General features: G+C 67.7%; 19 protein-coding genes. 13 read left to right on the top strand and 6 right to left on the bottom strand.

The window, feature by feature from the left end; translation table 11 throughout:
- Window positions 1-5 precede the first annotated feature (5 nt).
- From ACFTS5_RS07755 to ACFTS5_RS07725, 7 genes are all read left to right on the top strand, one after another.
- Window positions 6-1,049 (top strand): ABC transporter permease, encoded by a 1,044-nt coding sequence (locus tag ACFTS5_RS07755; protein ID WP_378628606.1) that lies wholly within the window; start codon window positions 6-8, stop codon window positions 1,047-1,049.
- Window positions 1,046-1,930: an ABC transporter permease gene (locus ACFTS5_RS07750; RefSeq protein WP_378628605.1), complete on the top strand. Its 885-nt coding sequence runs from the start codon at window positions 1,046-1,048 to the stop codon at window positions 1,928-1,930. Before ACFTS5_RS07755 ends, ACFTS5_RS07750 begins: the two co-directional genes overlap by 4 nt.
- Entirely contained in the window at window positions 1,927-3,579 is a 1,653-nt protein-coding gene (locus ACFTS5_RS07745) for a dipeptide ABC transporter ATP-binding protein (RefSeq protein ID WP_378628604.1), read from the top strand. Before ACFTS5_RS07750 ends, ACFTS5_RS07745 begins: the two co-directional genes overlap by 4 nt.
- Entirely contained in the window at window positions 3,576-4,877 is a 1,302-nt protein-coding gene (locus ACFTS5_RS07740; RefSeq protein WP_378628602.1) for an acyl-CoA dehydrogenase family protein, read from the top strand. The genes ACFTS5_RS07745 and ACFTS5_RS07740 overlap by 4 nt, the downstream gene beginning before the upstream one ends.
- Window positions 4,874-6,250, top strand: a complete 1,377-nt coding sequence (locus ACFTS5_RS07735) for an acyl-CoA dehydrogenase family protein (RefSeq protein ID WP_378628601.1) — start codon at window positions 4,874-4,876, stop codon at window positions 6,248-6,250. The genes ACFTS5_RS07740 and ACFTS5_RS07735 overlap by 4 nt, the downstream gene beginning before the upstream one ends.
- A gap of 25 nt (window positions 6,251-6,275) precedes the next feature.
- The gene (locus ACFTS5_RS07730; RefSeq protein WP_378628599.1) at window positions 6,276-7,307 is read left to right on the top strand and encodes an aldo/keto reductase; all 1,032 of its coding nucleotides are present in this window, start codon (window positions 6,276-6,278) and stop codon (window positions 7,305-7,307) included.
- A gap of 92 nt (window positions 7,308-7,399) precedes the next feature.
- On the top strand, window positions 7,400-8,734 hold the full coding sequence (locus ACFTS5_RS07725) for an NtaA/DmoA family FMN-dependent monooxygenase (protein ID WP_378628598.1): 1,335 nt from the start codon (window positions 7,400-7,402) through the stop codon (window positions 8,732-8,734).
- Window positions 8,735-8,798: 64 nt separating this feature from the next.
- Here the strand turns inward: ACFTS5_RS07725 and ACFTS5_RS07720 are convergent, their stop codons facing one another.
- Genes ACFTS5_RS07720 through ACFTS5_RS07710 form a run of 3 tightly spaced genes read right to left on the bottom strand, consistent with a single transcriptional unit; the run spans window position 8,799 to window position 12,210 of the window.
- On the bottom strand, window positions 8,799-10,055 hold the full coding sequence (locus ACFTS5_RS07720; protein WP_378628597.1) for an MFS transporter: 1,257 nt from the start codon (window positions 10,053-10,055) through the stop codon (window positions 8,799-8,801).
- Window positions 10,052-11,113 carry an LLM class flavin-dependent oxidoreductase gene (locus ACFTS5_RS07715; RefSeq protein WP_378628595.1) on the bottom strand — a complete coding sequence of 354 codons (1,062 nt, stop codon included), beginning with the start codon at window positions 11,111-11,113 and terminating at the stop codon, window positions 10,052-10,054. Before ACFTS5_RS07715 ends, ACFTS5_RS07720 begins: the two co-directional genes overlap by 4 nt.
- A gap of 26 nt (window positions 11,114-11,139) precedes the next feature.
- Window positions 11,140-12,210 carry an acyl-CoA dehydrogenase family protein gene (locus ACFTS5_RS07710; RefSeq protein WP_378628594.1) on the bottom strand — a complete coding sequence of 357 codons (1,071 nt, stop codon included), beginning with the start codon at window positions 12,208-12,210 and terminating at the stop codon, window positions 11,140-11,142.
- 450 nt (window positions 12,211-12,660) lie between these two features.
- Between ACFTS5_RS07710 and ACFTS5_RS07705 the strand changes: the two genes are divergently transcribed.
- A complete protein-coding gene (locus ACFTS5_RS07705) occupies window positions 12,661-13,869 on the top strand; it encodes an LLM class flavin-dependent oxidoreductase (protein ID WP_378628592.1) in 1,209 nt (402 codons plus the stop codon).
- A gap of 10 nt (window positions 13,870-13,879) precedes the next feature.
- A complete protein-coding gene (locus tag ACFTS5_RS07700) occupies window positions 13,880-15,244 on the top strand; it encodes an NtaA/DmoA family FMN-dependent monooxygenase (protein ID WP_378628591.1) in 1,365 nt (454 codons plus the stop codon).
- Between the two features lie 160 nt (window positions 15,245-15,404).
- On the opposite strand, the gene ACFTS5_RS07695 is transcribed toward ACFTS5_RS07700, so the two are convergent.
- From ACFTS5_RS07695 to ACFTS5_RS07685, 3 genes are all read right to left on the bottom strand, one after another.
- Window positions 15,405-16,547 (bottom strand): serine hydrolase domain-containing protein, encoded by a 1,143-nt coding sequence (locus ACFTS5_RS07695; RefSeq protein ID WP_378628589.1) that lies wholly within the window; start codon window positions 16,545-16,547, stop codon window positions 15,405-15,407.
- 529 nt (window positions 16,548-17,076) lie between these two features.
- Entirely contained in the window at window positions 17,077-17,442 is a 366-nt protein-coding gene (locus ACFTS5_RS07690) for a VOC family protein (RefSeq protein WP_378628587.1), read from the bottom strand.
- Window positions 17,443-17,538: 96 nt separating this feature from the next.
- Window positions 17,539-18,390 (bottom strand): TetR/AcrR family transcriptional regulator, encoded by an 852-nt coding sequence (locus ACFTS5_RS07685; protein ID WP_378628585.1) that lies wholly within the window; start codon window positions 18,388-18,390, stop codon window positions 17,539-17,541.
- A gap of 131 nt (window positions 18,391-18,521) precedes the next feature.
- Here ACFTS5_RS07685 and ACFTS5_RS07680 point away from each other — a divergent pair, with 131 nt between their 5' ends.
- The 4 genes from ACFTS5_RS07680 (at window position 18,522) to ACFTS5_RS07665 (ending at window position 22,316) form a co-directional block, all read left to right on the top strand.
- The gene (locus ACFTS5_RS07680; RefSeq protein ID WP_378628583.1) at window positions 18,522-19,979 is read left to right on the top strand and encodes an MFS transporter; all 1,458 of its coding nucleotides are present in this window, start codon (window positions 18,522-18,524) and stop codon (window positions 19,977-19,979) included.
- A 395-nt stretch (window positions 19,980-20,374) separates the two neighbouring features.
- The gene (locus tag ACFTS5_RS07675) at window positions 20,375-20,803 is read left to right on the top strand and encodes an acetyltransferase (RefSeq protein WP_378628582.1); all 429 of its coding nucleotides are present in this window, start codon (window positions 20,375-20,377) and stop codon (window positions 20,801-20,803) included.
- 65 nt (window positions 20,804-20,868) lie between these two features.
- Window positions 20,869-22,002, top strand: coding sequence for a glutamate--cysteine ligase (locus ACFTS5_RS07670; RefSeq protein WP_378628579.1), 1,134 nt, complete (start codon window positions 20,869-20,871; stop codon window positions 22,000-22,002).
- Window positions 22,003-22,088: 86 nt separating this feature from the next.
- Entirely contained in the window at window positions 22,089-22,316 is a 228-nt protein-coding gene (locus ACFTS5_RS07665) for a three-helix bundle dimerization domain-containing protein (protein WP_378628578.1), read from the top strand.

The raw sequence follows: 22,316 nt of genomic DNA, 5'->3' as shown, positions 1-22,316 counted from the left end.
CGGCGATGCGCAGCTATGTCCTGCGGCGGCTGGTACAGGCGGTACTGGTCCTCTGGGCCGCCTACACCCTGTCGTTCCTCTTGCTCAGCGCGCTGCCCGGGGATTCGGTGAACAACCGCATCCAGAACCCGGAAGCGCAGATCACCCCGGAGGCGGGCCGGTTGATGCTCGAGTTCTACGGGCTCGACCGGCCGGTCTGGGAGCAGTACCTGCACGCGCTGTGGGCCCTGTTACGCGGTGACCTCGGATTCTCGCTCACCTCGGGGAGGCCGGTGACGCAGGCGGTCACCGAGGCGCTGCCCTCGACGCTGACCCTGACCGGGCTCGGCCTGGTGTTCGGGCTGGTCTTCGCGGGCGTCGTCGCGGTGGCGGCCAACTACGCGCCGTGGGCGTGGCTGCGCGGCGTCTTCGATTCCGCGCCTGCGCTGTTCGCCTCGGTTCCCACCTTCGTCGTCGGTGTGCTGGTGCTGCAATATCTTTCGTTCCGCTGGCACCTGATCCCCTCGGTCGACGACGGCACGGTGCTCGCGCTCATCGCACCCGCTGCCACGTTGGGGCTGATCGTGGCCGCGCCGCTGGCCCAGGTGTTCGCCACCTCGGTGCGCACGACCCGGCAGCAACCCTTCGTGCACGTGGTGGCGGCCAGGGGCGCGGGTGAGGGCTATATCTTCCGCAAGGACGTGCTGCGCAATTCGTCGCTGCCGGTGCTCACGCTGCTCGGGCTGGCCTTCGGTGAGCTGATCGCCGGCGCGGTGGTAACCGAGTCGGTGTACGCGCGTCAGGGCATCGGCCAGCTCACCGTCGGTGCGGTCGACACGCAGGACCTGCCGGTGGTGCAGGGCGTGGTGTTGCTCTCGACGCTGGCCTATGTGCTGGTGAATCTCGCGGTGGACCTGGCCTATCCGTTCATCGATCCGCGGGTGCTGGTGGACGGGCGCACGCACCGGGTCACCCGGTCACAGGCGGTCGAACGCAAGCAGACCACTGTATCCGTTCCGGTCGTCGCGGCGGTCTCGCGTCGGCTGCCAGCCGAGGTAGCGATGCCATGACGGCACTCGAAAAGTTCGAAGCTGTGCCGGTCCGACCTGATTCGGCGGCAACTGCCGGTCGGGCATGGTCCACACTGCGATGGACCCGTCGGCACTGGACCGTCGCGCTGGCGTTGCTGGTGGTAGCCACCATCCTGGCGTGGGCGATCGTGCCGCAGCTGTTCACCGGTTACGACCCGCTGGCGGTGAATCCGGCCCAGAAGCTCAAACCGCCCTCGGGCGAGCACTGGTTCGGAACCGATCAGCTCGGCCGCGACCTCTACGCGCGCATCGTCTACGGTGCGCGGGCCTCCCTGCTGGGTTCGGCGATCGCCGTCGGAGTCGGTGTGGTCGTGGGATCCCTGCTCGGCGCGGTCGCGGGCTGGTTCACCGGGTTCCCCGACAGCGCGGTGATGCGGCTCATCGACGTGGTGCTCTCGATTCCGGGCTTCCTGCTGGCCATCACCATCGTGGTGCTGCTCGGTTTCGGGGTGTGGCAGGCGGGGATCGCGGTCGGGCTCACCTCGTCGGCGACCTTCGCCCGGCTCATCCGCTCGGAGGTGGTCAAGGCCCGCACCAGCACCTACGTCGAGGCGGCAACCACGAGCGGGGCCTCGACCGGCGCGATTCTGCGGCGACACGTGATCCCCAATTCGATCGCGCCGACCGTCTCGCTGGTCACTGTGCAGTTCGGCATCGCGATCATCTGGATCGCCTCGCTGAGCTTCCTCGGGCTCGGTGCGCAGCCGCCGGACCCGGAATGGGGTCGGCTGGTCTCCGACGGGCGCAACTACATCGCCACGCGCGGCTGGCTGACGCTGTGGCCGGGGCTCACCATCGTGGTGATGGTGCTGGCGACCAATCACCTGTCCCGCCATCTCTCCAGGAGGGGCTCCGCATGAGCGTCGTCCACGAAATATCAACGCCTACCAGAGAAATCGATGTGCGGCCGGTGCTGCGCGTAGCGAACCTGCGCGTGGGCTACCGGGTGGACGACCGGGTCTCGCCGGTGGTGCGCGACGTCTCCTTCGACGTCCCGCCCGGCACCGTGCTGGCGCTGGTCGGCGAGTCCGGTTCGGGCAAGACCACCACCGCCCACGCCGTGCTCGGGCTGCTCCCCGGCAACGGCGAGGTCACCGGCGGCACCATCACCTTCCGCGACCAGGTCCTCACCGAGCTGAGCGCGAAAGGCTGGCGCTCGATCCGGGGGCGCGCGATCAGCCTGATCCCCCAGGATCCGACGGTCTCGCTCGACCCGGTGCGCCGGGTCGGCCACCAGGTCGAGGATGTGCTGCGGCTGCACACCGAGCTCGATGCCGACGCTCGCCGCGAACGGGTGCACGAACTGTTCGAGCTGGTCGGCTTCACCGATGTCGAGCGCCGCTATCGCCAGTACCCGCACGAACTCTCGGGCGGGATGCGCCAGCGGGTGCTCATCGCCGCCGCGGTCGCGGCCGAACCGGATCTGATCATCGCCGACGAGCCGACCTCAGCGCTGGACGCCACGGTGCAGAAACAGGTGCTCGACCTCCTCGACGAAGTCCGGCTGCGCACGGGGACCAGCGTGGTGCTGGTGACCCACGATCTCGGCGTGGCCGCCGATCGCTCCGATCTGATCGGGGTGCTACATCAGGGCGAGTTGGTCGAGTTCGGGCCGACCGCGCAGCTGGTCGCCGACCCGCGACACCCCTACACCCGGCGACTGCTCGACAGTGTGCCGTCGCGGCGGCCGTGGGTACGGGAGCGCGCACCGGTCGCGGTCGGCACCGAGACGGTCATCGAGGTCGACGAGCTGCGCAAGGACTACGGCGGCGTACCCGCCGTCGACGGCATCTCGTTCCGGGTGCGACGCGGCGAAACCTATTCCATCGTGGGCGAATCCGGCAGCGGGAAGTCGACGACGGCGCGGGTGCTGACCGGGCTCACCGAAGCGGACTCGGGTCGGGTCGCGCTGCTCGGTACCGACATCACCCGGCTGAGCCGCCGGGAGTTCCGTCCGCTGCGCCGGGACGTGCAGATCGTGTACCAGAACCCGTATTCCTCGTTCGATCCGCGCTTCGACGTCTACCACGTGGTGGACGAGCCGCTGCGCTCGTTCGAGCCGCGCCGTGGGCTTCGCCGCGGCAGGCCGAATCGGGATCGGGTGGTGGCCGCGCTCGAGGCCGCCGCCCTGCCCGCCGATTTCGTCGACCGGCATCCGCGCGAATTGTCGGGCGGCCAACGTCAGCGGGTGGCCATCGCTCGCGCGCTGGTGCTCGAGCCGAAGGTGATCGTGCTCGACGAGCCCATCTCGGCGCTGGACGTCTCGGTCGCGGCGCAGATCCTCGACCTGCTCCGCGGCCTGCAGGAAGAACGCGGGCTCACCTACGTCTTCATCTCTCACGACCTGGCCGTGGTGCGCGCGATCTCCGATCGCGTCGCGGTGATGCGCGAAGGCCGCATCGTCGAACAAGGCACCGTGGACCAGGTCTTCTCCTCTCCCGCCGACGATTACACCGTGCGTCTGCTCGACGCGATCGCCGGCCGCGACCTCATCGGAGGACTGACATGACCACCACCATCGCGCCCGCCACCCTGGCCGAGGCACTGCCCCGCATCCGGTCCATCCTGACCGAGTTCGTCCCGGGCACGGGCGAGCGCGACCTCGCCTTCGAGCATCCCGACGCGCTGATCCAGGCGCTGGCCGACGCGGGCTTCGGCCGATTGCGGGTGCCGGTGGAGTACGGCGGTTTCGATGTCGACCTGCCGACGCTGTTCGGGCTGCTGGCCGAGGCGGGGCAGGCCGATTCCAATATTCCGCAGATCTGGCGCGGGCATTTCACCACCACCGAGATCCTGCGCGCCGAAACCGATCCGGTGGTGCGCGAGCACTGGTTCCGGGCGATCGGTGCGGGCGCGGTGTTCGGCAACGCGCAGTCCGAGCCCTCGGCGCTGGTCGCCGAAGCGGTGGGTGAATCCGCGGGCTGGGGCGTGACCACCACGCGCGCCCGGGTGGGCGAGGACGGCGTGCGGGTGGTCTCGGGCACCAAGTTCTACTCGACGGGCGCGCGATTCGCCGACTACATCCGCGCGGCCGTGGTCGACGACGAGGGCACCCGCGGTTTCGTGGTGATCCCCGCCCGGCACCCCGGCGTCACCCACGCCGGCGACTGGGACGGCATCGGTCAGCGTCAAACCGGCAGCGGCACCACCTATTTCGAGAATGTGCCGGTCGAGGAGCACGGCGATATCGGCCGGTACAAGGAATCCTTGCGCGGACTGGATTCCTTCGTCCAGATCGTGCACCTGGCGAATCTGACCGGGATCGCGCGCAGCATCGTCGCCGAGACGGCGCAGATCGTGCGCGGTCGCACCCGCACCAGTCTGCACGCGCTCACCCAGCACGCCACCGAAGATCCCGACATCCTGTCGGTGATCGGCCTCCTCGAAACCCGCAGGCTCACCGCCGAAACCCTGCTGCGGCATGCCGCCGAGCAGCTCGAGGCCGCACACGCCGCCGGGGACGAGGCCGCCTACACCCGGGCCTACCTCGATACCTCCGCCGCGCAGATCGCGGTGATCGAGGCCGTACTCGATGCCGCGACAAGGGCTTTCGACGCGGGCGGGTCCTCCGCGATCCGCAACAGCGTCCATCTGGACCGGCATTGGCGCAATGCCCGCACCCTCGCCTCGCACAACCCGGTCATCTACAAGCCGCGCGTGCTCGGCGACTTCCTTGTCAACGGCAACGCGCCGGTGCCGGGCTACTACCGGCAGCGTCCCTCGGTGGTCACACCGGACGCTACCGTCGCCGCGGCCAACGGCGAGGCGACGGCGGCAGCCGACGCCGCGCAGAACGGCGCGCGATGACCGCCGTCGACCAATCGGCGCCCCTGTTCGAACCCGGCGCGACCGGTTCAGCACCGGCCGCGTCCTCTCTCCCGGTACTCGACGCCGTGCCGGGTATCAGCAGCGGTAGCCTGCCGATCGGCCCGACTCAGGGCACCGCGCCGGATACCGAAATCGCAGGGACACCACAGCGTTCCCCGTCGGCAAGGCCCGACCATCCGCTCACGGTGGCGGGCATCCGAGCCGCCGCGGCGCCGATCCTGCAGCAGCTCGCCGAGACGGCGCGGCAACGCGAGATCGACCGCGACTACGCCTTCGCACAGGTGCGCGCGCTCGCCGAGACAGGGATCGCCTTGACCGGCATCGCCACCGCAGAGGGCGGGGCGGGCGGGTCGCTGCGCGAGGTCACCGACCTGGTGATCGAGATCGCGCGGGCCGATTCCAGTGTGGCGCAGGCATTGCGGGCCAGCTTTCTGCTCGCGAACCAGGTGGCGGGCAGGCCCGATCTGCCACACCGGGAGCAGGCGCTGCGACGGCTGCGCAACCGGGACCTGTTCGCGGGCACCAGCAATGAACGCACGGGCGGCGCCAGCGGGCAGGTCAACGCGACCGCCCGCCCTGACGGCGCGGACTGGGTGATCGACGGCGAGAAGTACTACTCGACCGGTGGGCTGTACGCGAGCTGGTTCTCCACGCAGGCGCAGACCGAGGACGGGACCGTGCTGCGGTTCACCGTGCCGGTGGATCGCGCGGGGGTGCAACGGCTCGACGACTTCGACGCGGTCGGCCAGCGCCTCACCGCCAGCGGCACCACCCGATTCACCGGAGTGCGCGTGAGCGCCGACGAGCTCACCCCGGCACCGGAGACCGAACCCGACAATCCATGGCAGGGCTCCTACGCCCAGCTGTATCTGGCCGCCGTGCAGGCGGGCATCGCCGCGCGCGCCCGTGACGACGCCGTCGCCTACGTGCGGGAGAAGGCTCGCCCGATCAAACACAGCACCGCGACCAGCAGCCTCGACGATCCCTATGTCCGCCAGACCGTCGGCGAGATCGCCGCCCGCGCCCAGGCGGCGCGAGCGGTGGTCCTGCTGGCCGCCGAGACACTCGAGGGCGTGCGCGGGCGCACCGGCGACGATGCCAGAGCCGCGGGTGCGTCGGCGGCGGTCGAGGTCGCACAGGCGGGCGTGATCGCCATCGAATCCGCGCTCGCCGCAGCCGAACTCGTCTTCGACGTGGGTGGCGGGTCGATCACCGACCGCGCCCTCGGCTTCGACCGGCACTGGCGCAATGCCAGGACCGCCGCCAACCACAACCCCCGCCAATGGAAGCAAGCCGTCGCAGGCGCGTTTCACTTGACGGGCGAACAACCCCCAACCACCGGTCTGTTCTGAACCACCGAGAGAAAGATCCAACCTGATGAGCTACGGCCCCTTCGACCGCACCTACACCGCCGCGGAAGACCGCTACGAGAAGGTCCCGTACCGGCGCACCGGCGCCTCCGGCCTCGACCTGCCCGCCTTCTCCTTCGGGCTGTGGCAGAAGTTCGGCACCGATTACGCCTTCGCCACCCAGCGCGAGATCATCCTGCACGCCTTCGATCTGGGCATCACCCACTTCGACAACGCCGACCGCTACGGTCCCCCGCACCGCGCCGCGCAGAAGAACTTCGGCCGGGTGCTCGCCAAGGACCTCGCGCCGTACCGCGACGAGATCGTGCTGTCCACCAAGGCGGGCAACGCGATCGGGCCGAGCCCGTACCTGCGCGGCGGCTCGCGCAAGTCGATCCTGAACTCCCTCGAGCACAGCCTGCGCGATCTCGGCACCGACTACGTCGACATCTTCTACCACCACAGCCCCGACCTCGACACCCCGCTCGAGGAGACCGTGGGCGCGCTGGTCAGCGCGGTTCAGCAGGGCAAGGCGCTCTACGTCGGCATCTCCAACTACCTGCCCGACCGCACCCACGAGATCGCCGACCAGCTGCGCGCCGCCGGTGTCCCGTTGCTGATCCACCAGGCCCGCTACTCGATCTACGATCGCCGCCCCGAGCAGAACGGTCTGCTCGACACCGCGACCCAGGACGCGTTCGGCGTGATCGTCTACTCGCCGCTGGCCCAGGGTCTGCTCACCGACAAGTACCTCGAGACCATCCCCGAGGGTGCTCGCGCACAGAACAGCACGTTCCTGTCCCCCGATGTCATCGACGAGACCTACCGGCAGCGCACCGCCGAGCTGAACAAGATCGCCGCCGCGCGCGGGCAGTCGCTGGCCCAGCTGGCGTTGCAGTGGGTGCTGCGCCGTCCCGAGGTCACCTCGGCATTGATCGGCGCGAGTTCGGTGACCCAGCTCGACCACAACACCGCCGCGCTGAACTTCCCCGACTTCACCGCCGAGGAGCTCGCCCTCATCGAGGAGCACGGTGTCCACGGCACCGGCCTGAAGCTCTGATTCCTGCCCGAACACGACGCCGATGACGTGGCCGAGTCCGCTCACGTCATCGGCGTCTCCTGTCTCACCGACCGCAGCAGAAGGCACCGACCATGTCCGGATTCCATGTGAACCTGTCCCTGATGACACCGGGACATTTCCGCCAAGCCTGGCGACTCGACCACGCCGACCCGCTCGCCTACCTCGACATCGACTACTTTCAGCGCCTGGCGAAGATCGCCGAAGCCGCCAAGATCGACGCGGTCTTCCTCGGTGACGCCCCGGCCCTGCGCGGGGAGATCGAGGAGGCGCCCGGTACCGGGATCGATCCACTCGTCCTGCTCGGCAGCGTCGCGGCGGTGACCGAGCACCTCGGTGTCGTGATCACCTCCTCGACCACCTACAACTCCCCTTACAACCTCGCGCGGCGATTCCAGGCGCTCGATCACGTGACGAAGGGGCGGGCGGCGGTCAATATCGTCACCACCGGAACACCGGCCGCCGCAGCGAATTTCGGCCTGACCGATCATCCGGAGAAGGAGACCAGGTACCGGCGGGCCTGGGAATTCCTCGACGTGGTCACCCGGCTGTGGGACAGCTGGGAACCGGACTGGCTGATCGCGGACAAAGCGACCGGCCGCTACGCCGACACCGACAAGATCCATCGCATCGATCACGAGGGCGAGTTCTTCTCGGTCGCCGGGCCGCTGCCGGTGGCTCCGGGCCCGCAGGGTCGACCGGTGGTCGTGCAGGCCGGCGGGTCCGAGGGTGGGCTCGAGTTGGCGGGTGCCTTCGCCGATGTCGTGTTCACCGTCGCCCAGACCAAGGCCAAGGCGGTCGCGTTCCGCAACGACATCCGGCAGCGTGCGGCCGCGGCCGGTCGTCATCGCGATGATGTGAAGATCTCGCTCGGCGTGGTGGTGCTGGTCGCGGCGACTGAGGACGAGGCGCGTCGGCGCGAGCAGGAGCTCTACGATCTGCTGCCGATCGAGCGGCTCACCACCGCACTGCTGGGTAACCTCGGCCTGCCCGCGGACTCTTTCGGCCCCGATGGTCCGATCGGCGTCGACGATCTTCCCGACGCCGTTCCGGCCGGTGCGTTCTCGACCGGGTTCAGCATCTCCACCCGCGCGCTCATCGCGGAGGGACCGCGTACTCCGCGCGAGTTGATCCAGCAGGGCGCCGGCGGCTCCGGCCACCGCCTCCTGGTCGGCTCGGCCGAGCAGGTCGCCGACGATCTCGCGTCCTGGTTCGACGCGGGCACCGCCGACGGCTTCACCATCATGCCCGCCGAGACCGCCGTCGACCTGGAGAATTTCGCGACCCTGGTGGTGCCGATCCTCCAGGAGCGTGGGCTGTTCCACAACGAATACTCCGCACCGACATTGCGCGCCCGCTTCGGTCTCCCGTTCCCGGGGGACCGCGCGGCGGAAAGCCTGCCCGCGTAATCACCGCAGTCCAACGGCCGCCCCGCTCACCTTCGAGCGGGGCGGCCGTTTCACTGCCGGTCCGTTACGGGGTCGCGCCGCAGTTGGGCCCGGTGACCGCGTCCTGAGGCGGAACCGGCGGGTGGTCTACCGGCGGTGTGCGCGACAGCGGAATCAGCGCGATCGCGGCGAGGAGGGCGGCGAGCCCGATGGCTACCAGGAACCGCCAGTCACCGAGCCAGGTGGCGGCCAGGGGAGCGCCCGCACGCGACAGCGCGATCGGGACCGTCATCACGGCGAGGATCCCGGCGAACTGGGGGACGCCGAAACTGTCGGCGACGATCGACGGGCGCGCGATCACGCTGGTGCCGTAGCCGGTGCTGAAGGCGACGATGCAGGCCAGCGTGAGCGGCAGTGAGGTGCCTGCCAGCGGTAGAGCCAGCAATCCCGCCCCCTGGAGGGCGAAGGAAACCCCTGTCACGCTGGTCATCCCGAAGCGGCGAGCCAACGGGGCCAGGGCCAGGCGGGCGGCGATCTGGGTGACGCCGACGGCGATCGGGAGGGCGGCAGCGGACACGGGCGAATAGCCGATGTCGCGGAAGTAGGTGACCATCATCAGCAGGAAGGCCGAGGTGGACCCGCTCTGGGCGACGAAAGAGACCACCAGCAGCCAGAATTTGCGGTCACGGAGCGCGTCACCGAGGCGGACGCCGGTGCGTTGCGCGACCCGGCTGGTGTGCGCTGCCCGGCCCGGTACCGCCCACAGGTGGGCGGGCACCACGATCACCGCGAAACCGATCGCCAGCACCACCAGTGTTGTGCGCCAACCGAGTTGCGTTTCGAGCCAGCCCGCGAAGAAGTAGTACAGGCTGGTGGCCAGTCCCACGACCGTGGTCACCGCGACGATCGCCGAATCCCGGTGTTCCGGCTCGGTGGCCACAACGAGAACGGCGAACGCGGCCTCATAGGTTGAGGTGGCCAGCGCCAACCCGATCAGGGTGAACGCCGCGTACAGCTGGGCCAGGCTCTGCGCCTGCGACCACAGCAGAACCGCGCCGACGCCGAGCGCCGAGCCCGCCGTCATCAAGGCCCGCCCACCGTAGCGGTCGAGCAGATTGCCCACCGGCACCGCCGCCAACGCCCCGATCAGCGTGGAAATGGTGGCAGCGGCCGCGATTTCGGTGCGTGAGACCGCCAGGGCCTGCGACATCGGGACCAGCAGCACGGTGAAGGCCTGGATCATCGCGCCGTAGCCGACGGTCTGGGTCACCGCGAAGACCGCGATGAGCCGGAACCGTCGACTGCGCACCGGGTCGACGGTCAGGACGGCGGCGGCACTCACTCCCCGAGCAATGGCAGCAGCTGGGAACCCTGACGCTCGATCTCGCGCAGATACGGGGTATCGGACAGCACGAAGTGGGTAATGCCGAGATCGCGGTATTTGCGCAGCGACTTGGCGACATCCTCGGCGGAACCGACCAACCAGGTGGTACCCGCGCCGCCGCCACCGTATTTGCCCGGCGCGGTGTAGAGATTGTCGTCGAGCACCTCGCCGCGCGCGGCCAGGTCGAGCAGACGCTGTTGACCGACGGCGGTGCCACGGTGCGGATTCGACCCACCCTGGCCGTTCTTCGCCATCTCCGCGACCTTCGCCTCGGCATCGGCCCACGCCTGCTCGGTGGTGTCGCGGACGAACGTCGTGATGCGCAAGCCGAATTCGAGCGGTGCGTGCTCACGGCCAAGTTCGGCGCTCAGCGCGCGCAACCGTTCGATCCGCTCACGCACCCCTTCCAGCGGCTCACCCCAGAACAACTGGACATCGGCCTCGGTCGCGGCGACCCGTTCCGCCGCCTCGGAGGCGCCACCGAAGTACAGCGTCGGATGACGTCGATCGCCGCGCTGCTCGATGCGGGGCACCACCGTGGAATCGGTGACCTGGAAGTGCTCGCCACGGTAGGTGACGTTCTCCTCGGTCCACAGTTTGCGGACGAGCTGGAGGAACTCCTTGGTCCGGGCGTAGCGGTCGGCCTGGTCGCCCTCGCTGTCGCCGTAGGCGGCCAGATCGTCCTTGCCGGAGACGATGTTCACCCGAACCCGGCCACCGGAGAGGTGATCGAGGGTCGCCGCGGCGGAGGCGAAGTTCGCCGGGCGCCAATAGCCGGGCCGGATCGCGATGAGCGGCTCGAAGGACTCGGTCCGCGCCGCCAGCGCCGCGGCGACGGTGAGAGTGTCGGGGCGGCCCCAGCCGGTGCCGAGCAGCGCGCCCTTCCAGCCGTGCGCCTCCAGCGCCTTGGCCTGCGTGGTCAGCGTGTCCAGGCTGTTGTGGTCGGCGGCCACGGGCTCGCCGCGATGTCCTGGCGTGATCTGATTGGGGATGTACCAGAGGAATTCGAGACTCATTGTTCGGTGGTTCCGTTCGGTGGTGATCAGCGGGCCAGCGCAGCGAGCTGGGCGCGACGGACATCGGTGGTCTGGCCCTGGACCAGGACGAAGAGGACGGAGCGGGCGTGTAGTTGCGCGGTGTCGTCGCCACTGAGGCCACGGCCGGATCTGGCGATGAGCAGGGCACGGCTGATCGCCGAGAGTGCCTCGCCGCTGGCGACTTTGGTGGCCAGGCGCTGGTCGAGGCGATGCGGTCCACCGCCCGCCGCCGTGGCTTCGTCAGCGAGCGCGTACGCGGTGGAACGGATCTCGGCGACGCGTGGGCGCCAGGTCGCCGCGACGTCGGCGGCCAGCGGCACAGTGCTGCGCTCCAGCTCGGTCAGGATGGTCTCGGCGAGGCCGAAGTGGTGGGCTCGTGCGTCGCTTGCGGTACCGGTGTCGGCGATGCGCGCTTGGTCGAGACTCTGTGTGGTGAGAACGTTTTCGTCGGAGACGAGAACTTCGTCCAGGTGCACGCGGACCGTTCGGCTGCCCGCGACCGCACCGAGCTCCAGCGCTCCGGTGCTGCGGGTTCGTTCCCCGACCGGAACGAGCGCGGTGACCACGGTTTCGGTATCGGGTTCCACGGCGGCCACCGTCAGCGCCGAGTTGAGACCCCACCCGCTGACCCAGGACAGGGTGCCGTCGAAGATCCAGCCGTTAGCAGCTTTGCGTGCCACGACATAGTGATCGGGGAACCGCCGCACATCGCTGACCCCGGCACCGAGCAGCAGCTCACCGCGCAGAATCCGTGCGGTCAGCGCCGATACCGGCGCACCCGCCGCGGCGATGCGCCCGGCCAGCGGCGCGTGCTGCGCCCAGACCAGCCAGGTGTTGAAGCAGGCGCCCGCGATGATCTCGTGCACGCGACGGTCGGTGTCGCGGTCGATCGCGAGTCCACCGAATTCCCTGGGCGCGAGGTGATTGAGCAGACCGAGTCCGCCCAGTTCGTCGATCCGATCCGCGGGCACCCCGGTGCGGTCCGTCGACAGTGCGGCGGGTCGCAACACCTGCTCGGCGTAGTCGCGCACTCGGACGAGGAATTCGTCGTTCGCGGTGTCGTGCGCTGCGTTCACGTCGAAAGTATCGACCCGCACAACGAGCGAAAGCCCTTATCTACCTCCGCTTCATACCGAGCAGTACCGCTTCTACCTGCGTAGACAGCAGGTAAACGGAGATAAATTCCCGCAGAGCGAGAAGTCGGTTCGGCGCGTCTGGCGACAAGGATCTGCCGGTGGAGTTGCCGCAGGCCACGGTGCGGCATTCCTGATCCTCGCAAGTTCGGTGCGCGGCGATCTGCAGGGCGACAGCCTATTTCCTGTCGATCGGGCTGAATTCAATGGTTGACGTCGCCGCAGCGGACCGGTCGTGTTCACCCGGCCACCCCCGCTGGCCACCGGTGATCGTTGCCGGCATCGCTGTGCCGCCCGTATTCCGACTGGCCGCCCGGACCCGTCCTACTACTCGGTGCCCGGCATGGGACGTTGCATCAGGCACCGTTCACCGAACCACAGAAATGGCAGACGATGGCACCGAACCCACTGCACCTGGGTGTCGCGCTCGACGGCGCGGGCTGGCACCCGGCCGCCTGGCGAGCACCGAACTCGCGGCCCACCGAATTGTTCAGCGCCCGATACTGGGCCGACCTTGTCGGCACCGCCGAGCGTGGTCTGCTCGACTTCGTCACGATCGAGGACAGCCTGCGTGTGCCCGGTCCGCTGCACACCCGCGACGACGAGGCCGTAGACCAGGTCCGCGCCCGTCTCGACGCACATCTCATCGCCGCGACGCTCGCGCCGACCACCCACCACATCGGTCTCATCCCCACGGTGACGACCACCCACACCGAACCGTTCCACGTCTCCACCGCCATCGCCACCCTGGACTACACCTCCCGTGGCCGCGCGGGCTGGCAGGTTCGAGTCTCGGCCGGTGCCGAGGAAGCCCAGCACTTCGGGCGCCGCGAGATCACCGACCCGACACCCGCCGAGTTCGCCGACATCATCGCGACCGGCAATCTCCCCGTACACGCCGAAGCACTGTTCGAGGAGGCCACCGACGCCGTCGAGGTGGTGCGGCGACTGTGGGACAGCTGGGAGGACGGCGCCGAGATCCGCGACGTCGCCACCCGCCGCTTCATCGACCGCGACAAACTGCACTACATCGACTTCGAAGGCCGCTTCTTCAGTGTCCGCGGTCCCGCCATCACCCCGCGCCCACCGCAAGGTCAGCCGGTGGTCACAGCACTCGGCCACGCCGAGCGTGTCTACGAATTCGCTGCCGCGGCAGCCGATCTCGTCTTCGTCACACCCACACGCGAGCACGGACCGGCGGAGATTCTGCGACAGGTCGCGACCGCCGCCGCGACCAGGGTGGGCGAACCGCTGCGGGTCTACGCCGACGTGGTCGTCTTCCTCGACACCGACGAGGACACCGGCGCGCAACGCCTGTCCCGGCTCAACGACCAGTCCGGTGCCGAATTCACTTCCGACGCGGCCATTTTCACCGGCAGCGCCGAGGAGCTCGCCGATCTGCTCGCCGACTGGGATGCCCAGGGTGTCGACGGGTTCCGGCTGCGTCCCGGTGTCGCGGTCGATGACCTGGCCGCGATCGCGGGCCGACTCGTGCCCGCCCTGCAGCATCGCGGATTGTTCCGCACCAGCTATCTCGAGGCTTCCCTGCGCGGACTGCTCGGCCTGTCGACCACCGTGCCCAACCGTTACGCCAGAGTGTGAGGTCCCACCGATGAGTACACCCCGCAAGCAGGTCATCCTCGGCGCCTACCTCGGCGGCGTCAACCATCACACCGCCTGGTGGCACCCGCAGGCGGGCAGCCAGATCGATTTCAGCTCCTTCGAACACACCGCGCGCACCGCCGAACGGGGCAAGTTCGACTTCTTCTTCCTCGCCGAAGGTCTCATCCTGCGTGAACGCGCGGGCCAGATCTTCGACCAGGACATCATCGGCCGTCCCGACACCTTCGGCGTGCTGGCCGCCATCGCCTCGGTCACCGAGCACCTCGGCCTCGCGGGCACCATCAACGCGACGTTCAACGAGCCCTACGAACTCGCCCGGCAGTTCGCCACTCTCGATCACCTCTCCGGCGGGCGCGCCGCCTGGAACGTGGTCACTTCCTTCGACGCGTTCACCGGACAGAACTTCCGGCGTGGCGGCTTCCTCGACCCGGCCGACCGGTACGTGCGGGCCGAGGAGACATTGAATGCTGTTCGAGCCCTGTGGGATTCGTGGAACGTCGACGATATCGCCGCCGACAAGGACAGCGGGCGATTCCTGGCCCGGCCCGATGCCGGTGCGTTCGAGTTCCGTGGTCGGCAGTTCGACATCTCCGGCCGGTTCACGGTGCCGCGCAGCCCGCAGGGCAGGCCGGTGATCCTGCAAGCCGGCGTCTCACCACAGGGACGCGATTTCGCCGCTGCCAATGCCGACGCCATCTTCTCCCCCTACGGCAAGCTTCCCGAAGCCGCGGACTTCTATCGCGACATCAAGGCTCGCGCGGTAGCGGCCGGGCGCTCGCCCGACGACATCAAAATCCTGCCGTCGGCGAGTTTCGTCCTCGGCGACACCGAAGCCGAGGCGATCGAGAAGTACCACGCCATCCGCAACGAACAGGTCACCGGACAGACCGCGCTGATCCTGCTCGAACAGATCTGGAACCGCGACCTGTCCGGCTACGACCCGGAGGGCCCGATCCCCGATATCGAGCCCGATCCCGATGCGGCACCGTTCATCCAGGGCCGCGCCTTCCTGCACCAGGACCGTTTCGCCACGGTCGAACGGTTGCGCGAGGTCTCCGAGGCCAAGAAGCTGACCCTGCGCGAAACGGTGATCGACCAGTTCGAGCGCGGTCCGATCGTCGGAACACCGGCCCGGGTCGCGGAGAAGATCGACGATTTCGTCAGCAGCGATGGCTCCGATGGTTTCATCCTCGGTTCCCACCTCGTCCCGACCGGCCTGGACGAATTCGTCGACCGCGTGGTCCCGCTGCTCCAAGACCGCGGCGCCCTCCGCACCGAGTACACCGGAACCACCCTGCGAGACAACCTCGGCCTGCCCGACCTCCGATCGGCCACCGTATCCGTCGATGCCTGAGTGATGGTGCTGCTGTGGGCATCTCGTGCCGGTGCCCACAGCAGACCGCCCGCACCTGGCCGCGATCTCACGGATCCGCGGCGTCCCCTGGGTCCTAACAGCACTGGCCGCCGGCGCGGTACTCGTCCTTGCCGCGCCGGATAGGACTACGACACAGGCCTTAGGGTGCCGAGCAGGCGGCAGCGTCCAAAGCGCGCGAGCCTTCCTGGTAGCGGTCATCCATCAGATCCTGGTTGAGGGCGATCGTCATGGCACGGCCTGTGGTGAGGACTACGCCGTCATAGGTCACCATGCCCGAGAGACCGCCGGTATGGCCCCAGAGCTCGTTGCCGCACGACATGGTGATTCGCGCCAGGCCGAGACCGTAGGCCCATTTGCTGTCCACTCCGGTTGGCCGGACGTTCTTCATCTCCGCCAATTGCGCGGGCGGGAGCAGCTTTCCGTCCAACAGGGCGAGGAAGAAGTGGTTCAGGTCCGCGCCGGAGGCGACCATCGCACCGGCCGCGCCGGCCCACGATACGTTCTGGCTGGTGTAGTCGACTCGTACGCCACCAATTTCGGTGTACCCCTTCGGATGTGGGCCACGGATGTCGACTTCATCAGAACTCGGATAATAGGTGTTCTGCAAGCCGAGGGGCTCGATGATGCGGTGAGTGACCTCAGCGCCCACCAGGTTTCCGGTGATCTGCTCGATCACCATGCCGGCGATGGCGTAGTTCGTGTTGGAGTATGCCCATCGCGCACCAGGCTCGAAATCGGCGGGCGCGGTGAGCGCGTTGCGGACCACTTGGGCGATATCCGTTATCCCCCACCGGACTTGCTCGGTGAGGCCCGCGACCTGGCCCGGCTTGGGCGGCGCCCCGAACTCGGCCGCATATTCGGGCAGTCCACTGGTGTGCTGCAACAGGTTTCGGATCGTGATCCGATTGCCGTCGATGCCCGGCCCGTGCACCGCCCCCGGCAGATACCGTTCCACCGGCGCATCCAACTCGACCTTGCCCTCAGCCACCAACTGCAGCATCACGGTGGCGACGAACGGCTTGGTGTTACTGGCAATCCGGAGCCGATCGTCGTCGGAAAACGGCCTGCCGGTATCCAGGTCGGCCACACCTGCGGTGACTGTCCAGGTATGCCCGCTATCGGTGATCACCGCCTGAGCCCCCGGATAGCCCTGGCGCACCGCACTGTTCAGCGCGTCCGTGATCTCTGCCCGCCCCGCTTCCGTGGCACCGGGCGAAGTATCCACGCCGCACGACGTGGCTATCAAGACCGTCATCCCCAGCATCGCAAGTTTCATCCGCATCCCATGAAACTAGGGAGAACGCCCTGCCACGAGAAGCCTGCCGACTCCCCAAAACCCGGTAGTGCTGACACTACTGCCGCTGACTACGCGCACTGAGATCCCAAGGTGGAACCCAACACCACCAGATAGTCGCACCCGATACCCAAGTCATTGCTTGATCTCAGAGCACTTCCCCCGCCGGGCGCGACGGGGACAATTCTGGAATGCCCGAGTTGATGTCGGCAGTAGTCGATTCCGCTGCGTTCGCCACCGATCAGCCCACGCTCACCGCGGCCGATGGGCTGTCACCAGCAACGGAGAAGTCGTCGGACGCATCGGATTGCGTTCGACCGGATCGAGCTCACCCACTCGGTCCACAATCTGCCATCGTGCCGGGTCGCAGCCAAATGCGGATTCCCCTTCGAGGGCACACTGCGTGGAGCCGGCCGCCACAGTGACGGCCGCCATGACATGCACCTCCACGCCCGACTTCGCACCGACTGATACCCGACCCGGTCAGCGAGAACACGCGAGGGCGGGGCAGGGCTACTCAGTCGAGACAGAACTCGTTGCCCTCGACGTCCTGCATCACCAGACACGACTCGTTGACGCCATCGGCACGCAGTAGTCGCAGGCGCACCGCGCCGAGTGCGATCAGCCGTGCGCATTCGGCTTCGAGTGCGGCGAGGCGCTCCTCACCCACGAGCCCGGTGCCCACCCGCACGTCGATGTGAAGCCTGTTCTTGACGACCTTCCCCTCGGGCACGCGCTGGAAGTACAGGCGCGGGCCCACACCTGAGGGATCGACACATGCCGAGCCGGTGTGCTCGTACCCCAATACCTCGGACCAGAAACGAGCAACACGCTCGGGCTCCGCGCAGTCGAAGGTGACCTGGATCTGTTTAACCGACACCATCGATCCACCATAGAGAGCAAGTCTCGAGTCGTCTCCACTTCGGATCGTCACGCTCACAACACGGGCAGTGCGCGGCCCCAATGACAACTCAGGTTGTCACTCTTGGCAGACTGAGTTTCCGTCGTCGAAGTCGCGCCGATCGTTGACAACTTCAGTTGTCAACGGCCTGGCAGTTGGCCACCGTTTGCGGGCCGCCTGTCGGCTGATCCCGACCAGTCGGCCCACATCACCGTAGGACGCGCCGCCGGCCAGCGCGATCCTGGCGCACTCGTCGACCCGTTCAGCAGCAGCCCGACGAGCGGCGTCCGCTTCGGCCAGCGCCGCCAGGGCCGCGCCCGGCTCTTTCGGCTCCGGCGGCAAACCATCCATCACCAGCGGGCGCAGGCACGGTCCGACCAACTCGACCAACCGTTCCGCCGGCGCATCGGATACCCCGGGAATGTGCACCATGTAGCGCGCGACCAGCACTCCGAGCACCAGCGTGCCGATCAACGCGGACCGCCGCTCAGCATCCGGGCCGACCAGCACGCGCGTCCACGGGCTCGTTTCCGGATTCACGATCGCGCAGCGCACGGCATGGGCGGCCTCCGGATGAGTGAGCATCGACCGCAGTACCGGCATCGTCCGGTCGTCCTTGCGGTCCACATCCGCCAAGGCGTGCCGAAGCAGGCGTTCACCGAGTTCCTCCGGCGGGCCTTCCAACGCGTCGTCGAGGGTGATCGGAATGCCCGAGACCGCATCGAACAGCGCGTTCTTCGCACCGAAATGCTGCATCACCAGCGCCGGATCGACATCGGCGCGCTGCGCGACGGCCCGAATCGTGGTCTCGAGGTAACCACGCTCGGCGAAGAGCTCGCGCGCCGCGTCCAGGATCAGTTGCCGGGTCTGGCTGCGCCGCTCGGCCCGGCTGACGGGCGCAGACGCCGCGTCGAGTTCGTGCCCTGTCATCGCAACCTCACTCAACATCTGTAGACGAAATAGGTGGGCGTGCCTATGCTGATCTCAGTCTACAAGCGTAGAGCAGAGGCGCAGTGCCGCGCAGCAGCTCGACCTTTCCCGAATCCTTCGAACGGATGTCGATGACCAGCCGAGATACCCAGCCCGCCACCCGAGCTCACGACGAGACCGCGCAGACCGCGGGCAGACACAACCGCCGCCTGTCGATCGTGTTGGGCATTATCGTGACCTGCCAGCTCATGGTCGCGGTCGACAGCAATGTCGTCAATATCGCCCTGCCCGAAATCCGCTCCGGACTCGACATGTCCGGACCGGCACTCGCCTGGGTGTTCAGTGCCTACTCACTGGCCTACGGTGGCCTGCTGCTGCTGGGCGGCCGGGCCGGCGACCTTCTCGGCAGGCGCCGGATGTTCATCTGGGGACTCGGCCTTGTCGTCGCCGCCTCGATCCTCGGTGGCGTCGCGCCCGATGAGAGCTTGCTGATCGCCGCGCGGGCGCTGCAAGGCGTCGGCTTCGCGTTCGCGAGCCCCGCCGCCCTGTCGATGATCGCCGCCACCTTCGCCGATGGGCCCGAACGCACGCGCGCGCTCGGGGTGTTCTCCATGGTCACCGGATTCGGTATCACGCTCGGCTTGATCCTCGGCGGCATCCTCACCACCCTGAGTTGGCGTCTGGTGTTCTTCGTCAATGTGCCGATCGGCGTGCTGACCATCGTGCTCGCGCTGCGCTACCTGACCGAAACCGAGCGCCACACGGGCACATTCGATCTGCTAGGGGCGATCTTGTCCACGCTCGGCATGGTCGGTGTCGTCTACGGGCTGACTCACGGGTCCGACGGTTGGGCCGAGCCGGTCACCGTGGTACCGACCGTTGTCGGCATCGTGATCATCGCGGCGTTCGTCCGCGCCGAACGGCGCGCCGATCACCCGATCATGCCGTTGCGGCTGCTCGGCGATCCGGTTCGGGCCGGCGCCTACCTCACATTCGTTCTGCTGATGGCGGCCATGGCGGGCACCTACATCCTGCTCTCGCTCTACATCCAGGAAGCGCTCGGTTTCAGCCCGCTGATCGCCGGAATCGCCTTCCTTCCCATGGCTTCGGTCCAGTTCGCCGTGGCGAAGGCGGCGCCGAGACTGATCGCCCGATTCGGCCGCAAGCAGGTATTGCTCACCGGGGTGGTCCTGATGATGCTGGAAGCGATCTGGCTGACCACCACCCATGAAACGACCAACTACTTCACCGGCGTTCTCGGCCCCTTCGTTCTGCTCGGCGCCGGTCTGAGCCTGGCCTTCGTCACGCTGAACATGACCGTGCTCGGCGGACTCGAGCCTCGCGACATGGGCGCCGCGTCCGGGCTGCTCCAAGCGACCCAGCAGCTGGGACTTTCGCTGGGCGTGGCCATTCTGACCACCATCTATCAGTCGGCCCGAGCCGAACGGGCCCAGGAAAACACCGGGGCCGCGGATATCCTCGCGCACGGCATGTCCAGCGCCGTGATCGCTGCCGTGATCTTCACGGCGGCGGCCCTGCTGATCAGCCTGTTCGTTGTCAAGGTACCCGAGCAGGCGGTCGCGGCCTGACGTCCGTTCGGCCCCTGCGGACGTAGTTCGACAGCGACCAGACGAAGTGCTTGCTCCCGCACCTGACCCGCGACCGTAATTGTTGCGGGTGAATGCCGATTGCCGCCTCTCGTCGGACCGCGCCTTGTTAAGAGGAATCCACTCCGGTAAACTCTGAGCAACCCACGAAATGCGGATACTGCACCCCCGCAGACAATTTCGCTGGGCATGTGATCCTCGATGATGCACCGCGACACCGAGCAAACAGTCGCGCACGAATAGAACCCCTCATCGCGACGATATCCACCACACGTGGTCCACGGACAGACGATTCGAAAAGTAGAAGTTTCCGACAGGACCTGCTTCCATTCAACCGCGTCGAGTGGGCGGTCCTCAGTATCACCGAGGAGTCGATCATGACCGGCAACCCGTCACCGGTATACAACGCCCCCGAGGAAGAGCCCTTCCAGCGGGAGGCGGTCGCCGAGGGCATATCCATCGCCGCCGCGTTCATGCTTGTCATTTTGGCGGCGGTCTCCATTCTGCAGGGCATCTCCGCGATCGCGGACGACAAGTTGTATGTCGCCGGAATCGAATACGTCTACGAGTTCGACACCACGACGTGGGGCTGGATCCATGTCGTGCTGGGCGCCGTCGCGCTGATCTGTGGCGTCGGACTCGCGATCGGATCGACATGGGGTCGGTACGGCGCGCTGGGGATCGCCGCACTGGTCATCGTCGCGAACTTCATGTCCCTGCCGTACTACCCGGCATGGTCCATCGTGATCATCGCGCTGAGTGTCGTGATCATCTGGGCTGTCTCCACCTGGCGACCCGAACGCTGAGTCCTCGTCGGATCTCTCCCCGATAGCTCGTCTACCGGTGGGCGCGACGCCGACCAGGAGGAACGATGGCGTCCCTGTCGATCGACCGACGCGATCGGTCACACCGCAACGATCTGCGCGCGTTCACCGTCGGCGTCGAGGAAGAGTTCGTGCTGATCGACCCCGCCACCGGGCGCCCTTGCCTGACCAACACCACCGTCGCGGCCGCCGGGACCGACGTCGAATTGCAGCTGGAACTCTCGCGATGCCAGATCGAAACCTGCACTCCCGTCTGCGCGAGCATCGAGGCAGTACACCGCGAGGTTCGGCGAGCCAGAGTCACGATCATCGACGCCGCGGCTCGCTCCGGCTCGCTTCCGCTGGCGGTGGGGGTACCGATCTGGGGGCCGCCTGCCGGTTCCATCACCGACACGCCGAGATACCAGCGCATAGCCGAACACTTCAAGGCACTGGCCGACCAGGTGACCTGTGGTTGCCATGTCCATGTCTGTGTTCCCGAGCGCGACCTCGCGGTGCAGGTCAGCAATCACCTGCGTCGTTGGCTGCCCGCGCTGTTGGCGTTGACAGCGAATTCCCCGATCGCCGAGGGCACCGATACCGGGCACGCCAGTTGGCGCCACATGGTGTGGGCGCGGTGGCCCAGTGCCGGCCCACCACCGTATTTCCAGTCGGCAGCGCACTACGACGACATCGTCGCGGGACTCGCCGAAGACGGGCAGATCCTCGACCCGGCGATGGTCTATTGGGATGTCCGATTGTCGGCTCACCTGCCGACGATCGAGATCCGGATCAGCGACGTGCCCGCGACCGTCGCGGAAACGACATTGTTGGCGAGTCTGATACGGGCCCTCGTTATCACCTCGGTCGCCGCCATCGGCCGTGGGCACCTCGCCGATCCGATCGCCCGGACGCACCTGCGCTCGGCATGCCGCTACGCGGCCCGCCACGGGCTCTCCAGCCCACGATTCCCCACGACCATCGTGGGTCGGCACGATACCCGCCACGCCCTGACCCAATTGCTCTGCCACGTCCGTTCCGCCCTGGAGGAATCCGGTGACTACGAATTCACCCGCGATGCGTTGGCGGCAGTGCTCACCAGCGGCAACGGCGCCGTCCGGCAACGCGGTGCACTACGGGCAGGCGGCCTGGCGAACGTCTTCGCTGTGCTCGCACGACTGACCGTCGAAGGGTGCGAATAGACCGGCGATTCCCAGCGGAGCAGATGACACGACCGGCGAGTTGAGAGCGAGCAGGCGGGTGGATGATGCGCGACGACAATGAATCTGTGCAGATCGATCAGGTGATCGAACGCTTGATCGCCCGTTTCCCGGCAGAGTCACCGGCGGGGATCGAGCTCCTGGTTCGCCGTATTCATGAGCGATTCGCCGACGCCCGTGTCCGCGATTTCGTTCCGCTGCTCGTCGAGAAGGCCGCTGTGCAAACTGTCGGCGTCTACCCGATCGAGGTCACCGGTGAGGACCCGCACAGCTCCGAGGCGATGGCCACGATCTAG

Origin of the sequence: Nocardia sp. NPDC056952 (genome assembly GCF_042674185.1) — a bacterium.
Lineage (GTDB): Bacteria > Actinomycetota > Actinomycetes > Mycobacteriales > Mycobacteriaceae > Nocardia.
This window is presented reverse-complemented; position numbering and strand designations above follow the sequence as displayed.

What these genes read in the sequence shown, in the direction of transcription:
- ACFTS5_RS07680 (WP_378628583.1), top strand. Translation starts at nt 18,522, where the DNA reads ATGACCAGCCGAGATACCCAGCCCGCCACCCGAGCTCACGACGAGACC.
- ACFTS5_RS07745 (WP_378628604.1), top strand. Translation starts at nt 1,927, where the DNA reads ATGAGCGTCGTCCACGAAATATCAACGCCTACCAGAGAAATCGATGTG.
- ACFTS5_RS07715 (WP_378628595.1), bottom strand. Translation starts at nt 11,113, where the DNA reads ATGAGTCTCGAATTCCTCTGGTACATCCCCAATCAGATCACGCCAGGA.
- ACFTS5_RS07700 (WP_378628591.1), top strand. Translation starts at nt 13,880, where the DNA reads ATGAGTACACCCCGCAAGCAGGTCATCCTCGGCGCCTACCTCGGCGGC.
- ACFTS5_RS07730 (WP_378628599.1), top strand. Translation starts at nt 6,276, where the DNA reads ATGAGCTACGGCCCCTTCGACCGCACCTACACCGCCGCGGAAGACCGC.
- ACFTS5_RS07735 (WP_378628601.1), top strand. Translation starts at nt 4,874, where the DNA reads ATGACCGCCGTCGACCAATCGGCGCCCCTGTTCGAACCCGGCGCGACC.
- ACFTS5_RS07755 (WP_378628606.1), top strand. Translation starts at nt 6, where the DNA reads ATGCGCAGCTATGTCCTGCGGCGGCTGGTACAGGCGGTACTGGTCCTC.
- ACFTS5_RS07690 (WP_378628587.1), bottom strand. Translation starts at nt 17,442, where the DNA reads ATGGTGTCGGTTAAACAGATCCAGGTCACCTTCGACTGCGCGGAGCCC.
- ACFTS5_RS07725 (WP_378628598.1), top strand. Translation starts at nt 7,400, where the DNA reads ATGTCCGGATTCCATGTGAACCTGTCCCTGATGACACCGGGACATTTC.
- ACFTS5_RS07705 (WP_378628592.1), top strand. Translation starts at nt 12,661, where the DNA reads ATGGCACCGAACCCACTGCACCTGGGTGTCGCGCTCGACGGCGCGGGC.
- ACFTS5_RS07675 (WP_378628582.1), top strand. Translation starts at nt 20,375, where the DNA reads ATGACCGGCAACCCGTCACCGGTATACAACGCCCCCGAGGAAGAGCCC.
- ACFTS5_RS07695 (WP_378628589.1), bottom strand. Translation starts at nt 16,547, where the DNA reads ATGCGGATGAAACTTGCGATGCTGGGGATGACGGTCTTGATAGCCACG.
- ACFTS5_RS07750 (WP_378628605.1), top strand. Translation starts at nt 1,046, where the DNA reads ATGACGGCACTCGAAAAGTTCGAAGCTGTGCCGGTCCGACCTGATTCG.
- ACFTS5_RS07740 (WP_378628602.1), top strand. Translation starts at nt 3,576, where the DNA reads ATGACCACCACCATCGCGCCCGCCACCCTGGCCGAGGCACTGCCCCGC.
- ACFTS5_RS07670 (WP_378628579.1), top strand. Translation starts at nt 20,869, where the DNA reads ATGGCGTCCCTGTCGATCGACCGACGCGATCGGTCACACCGCAACGAT.
- ACFTS5_RS07685 (WP_378628585.1), bottom strand. Translation starts at nt 18,390, where the DNA reads ATGACAGGGCACGAACTCGACGCGGCGTCTGCGCCCGTCAGCCGGGCC.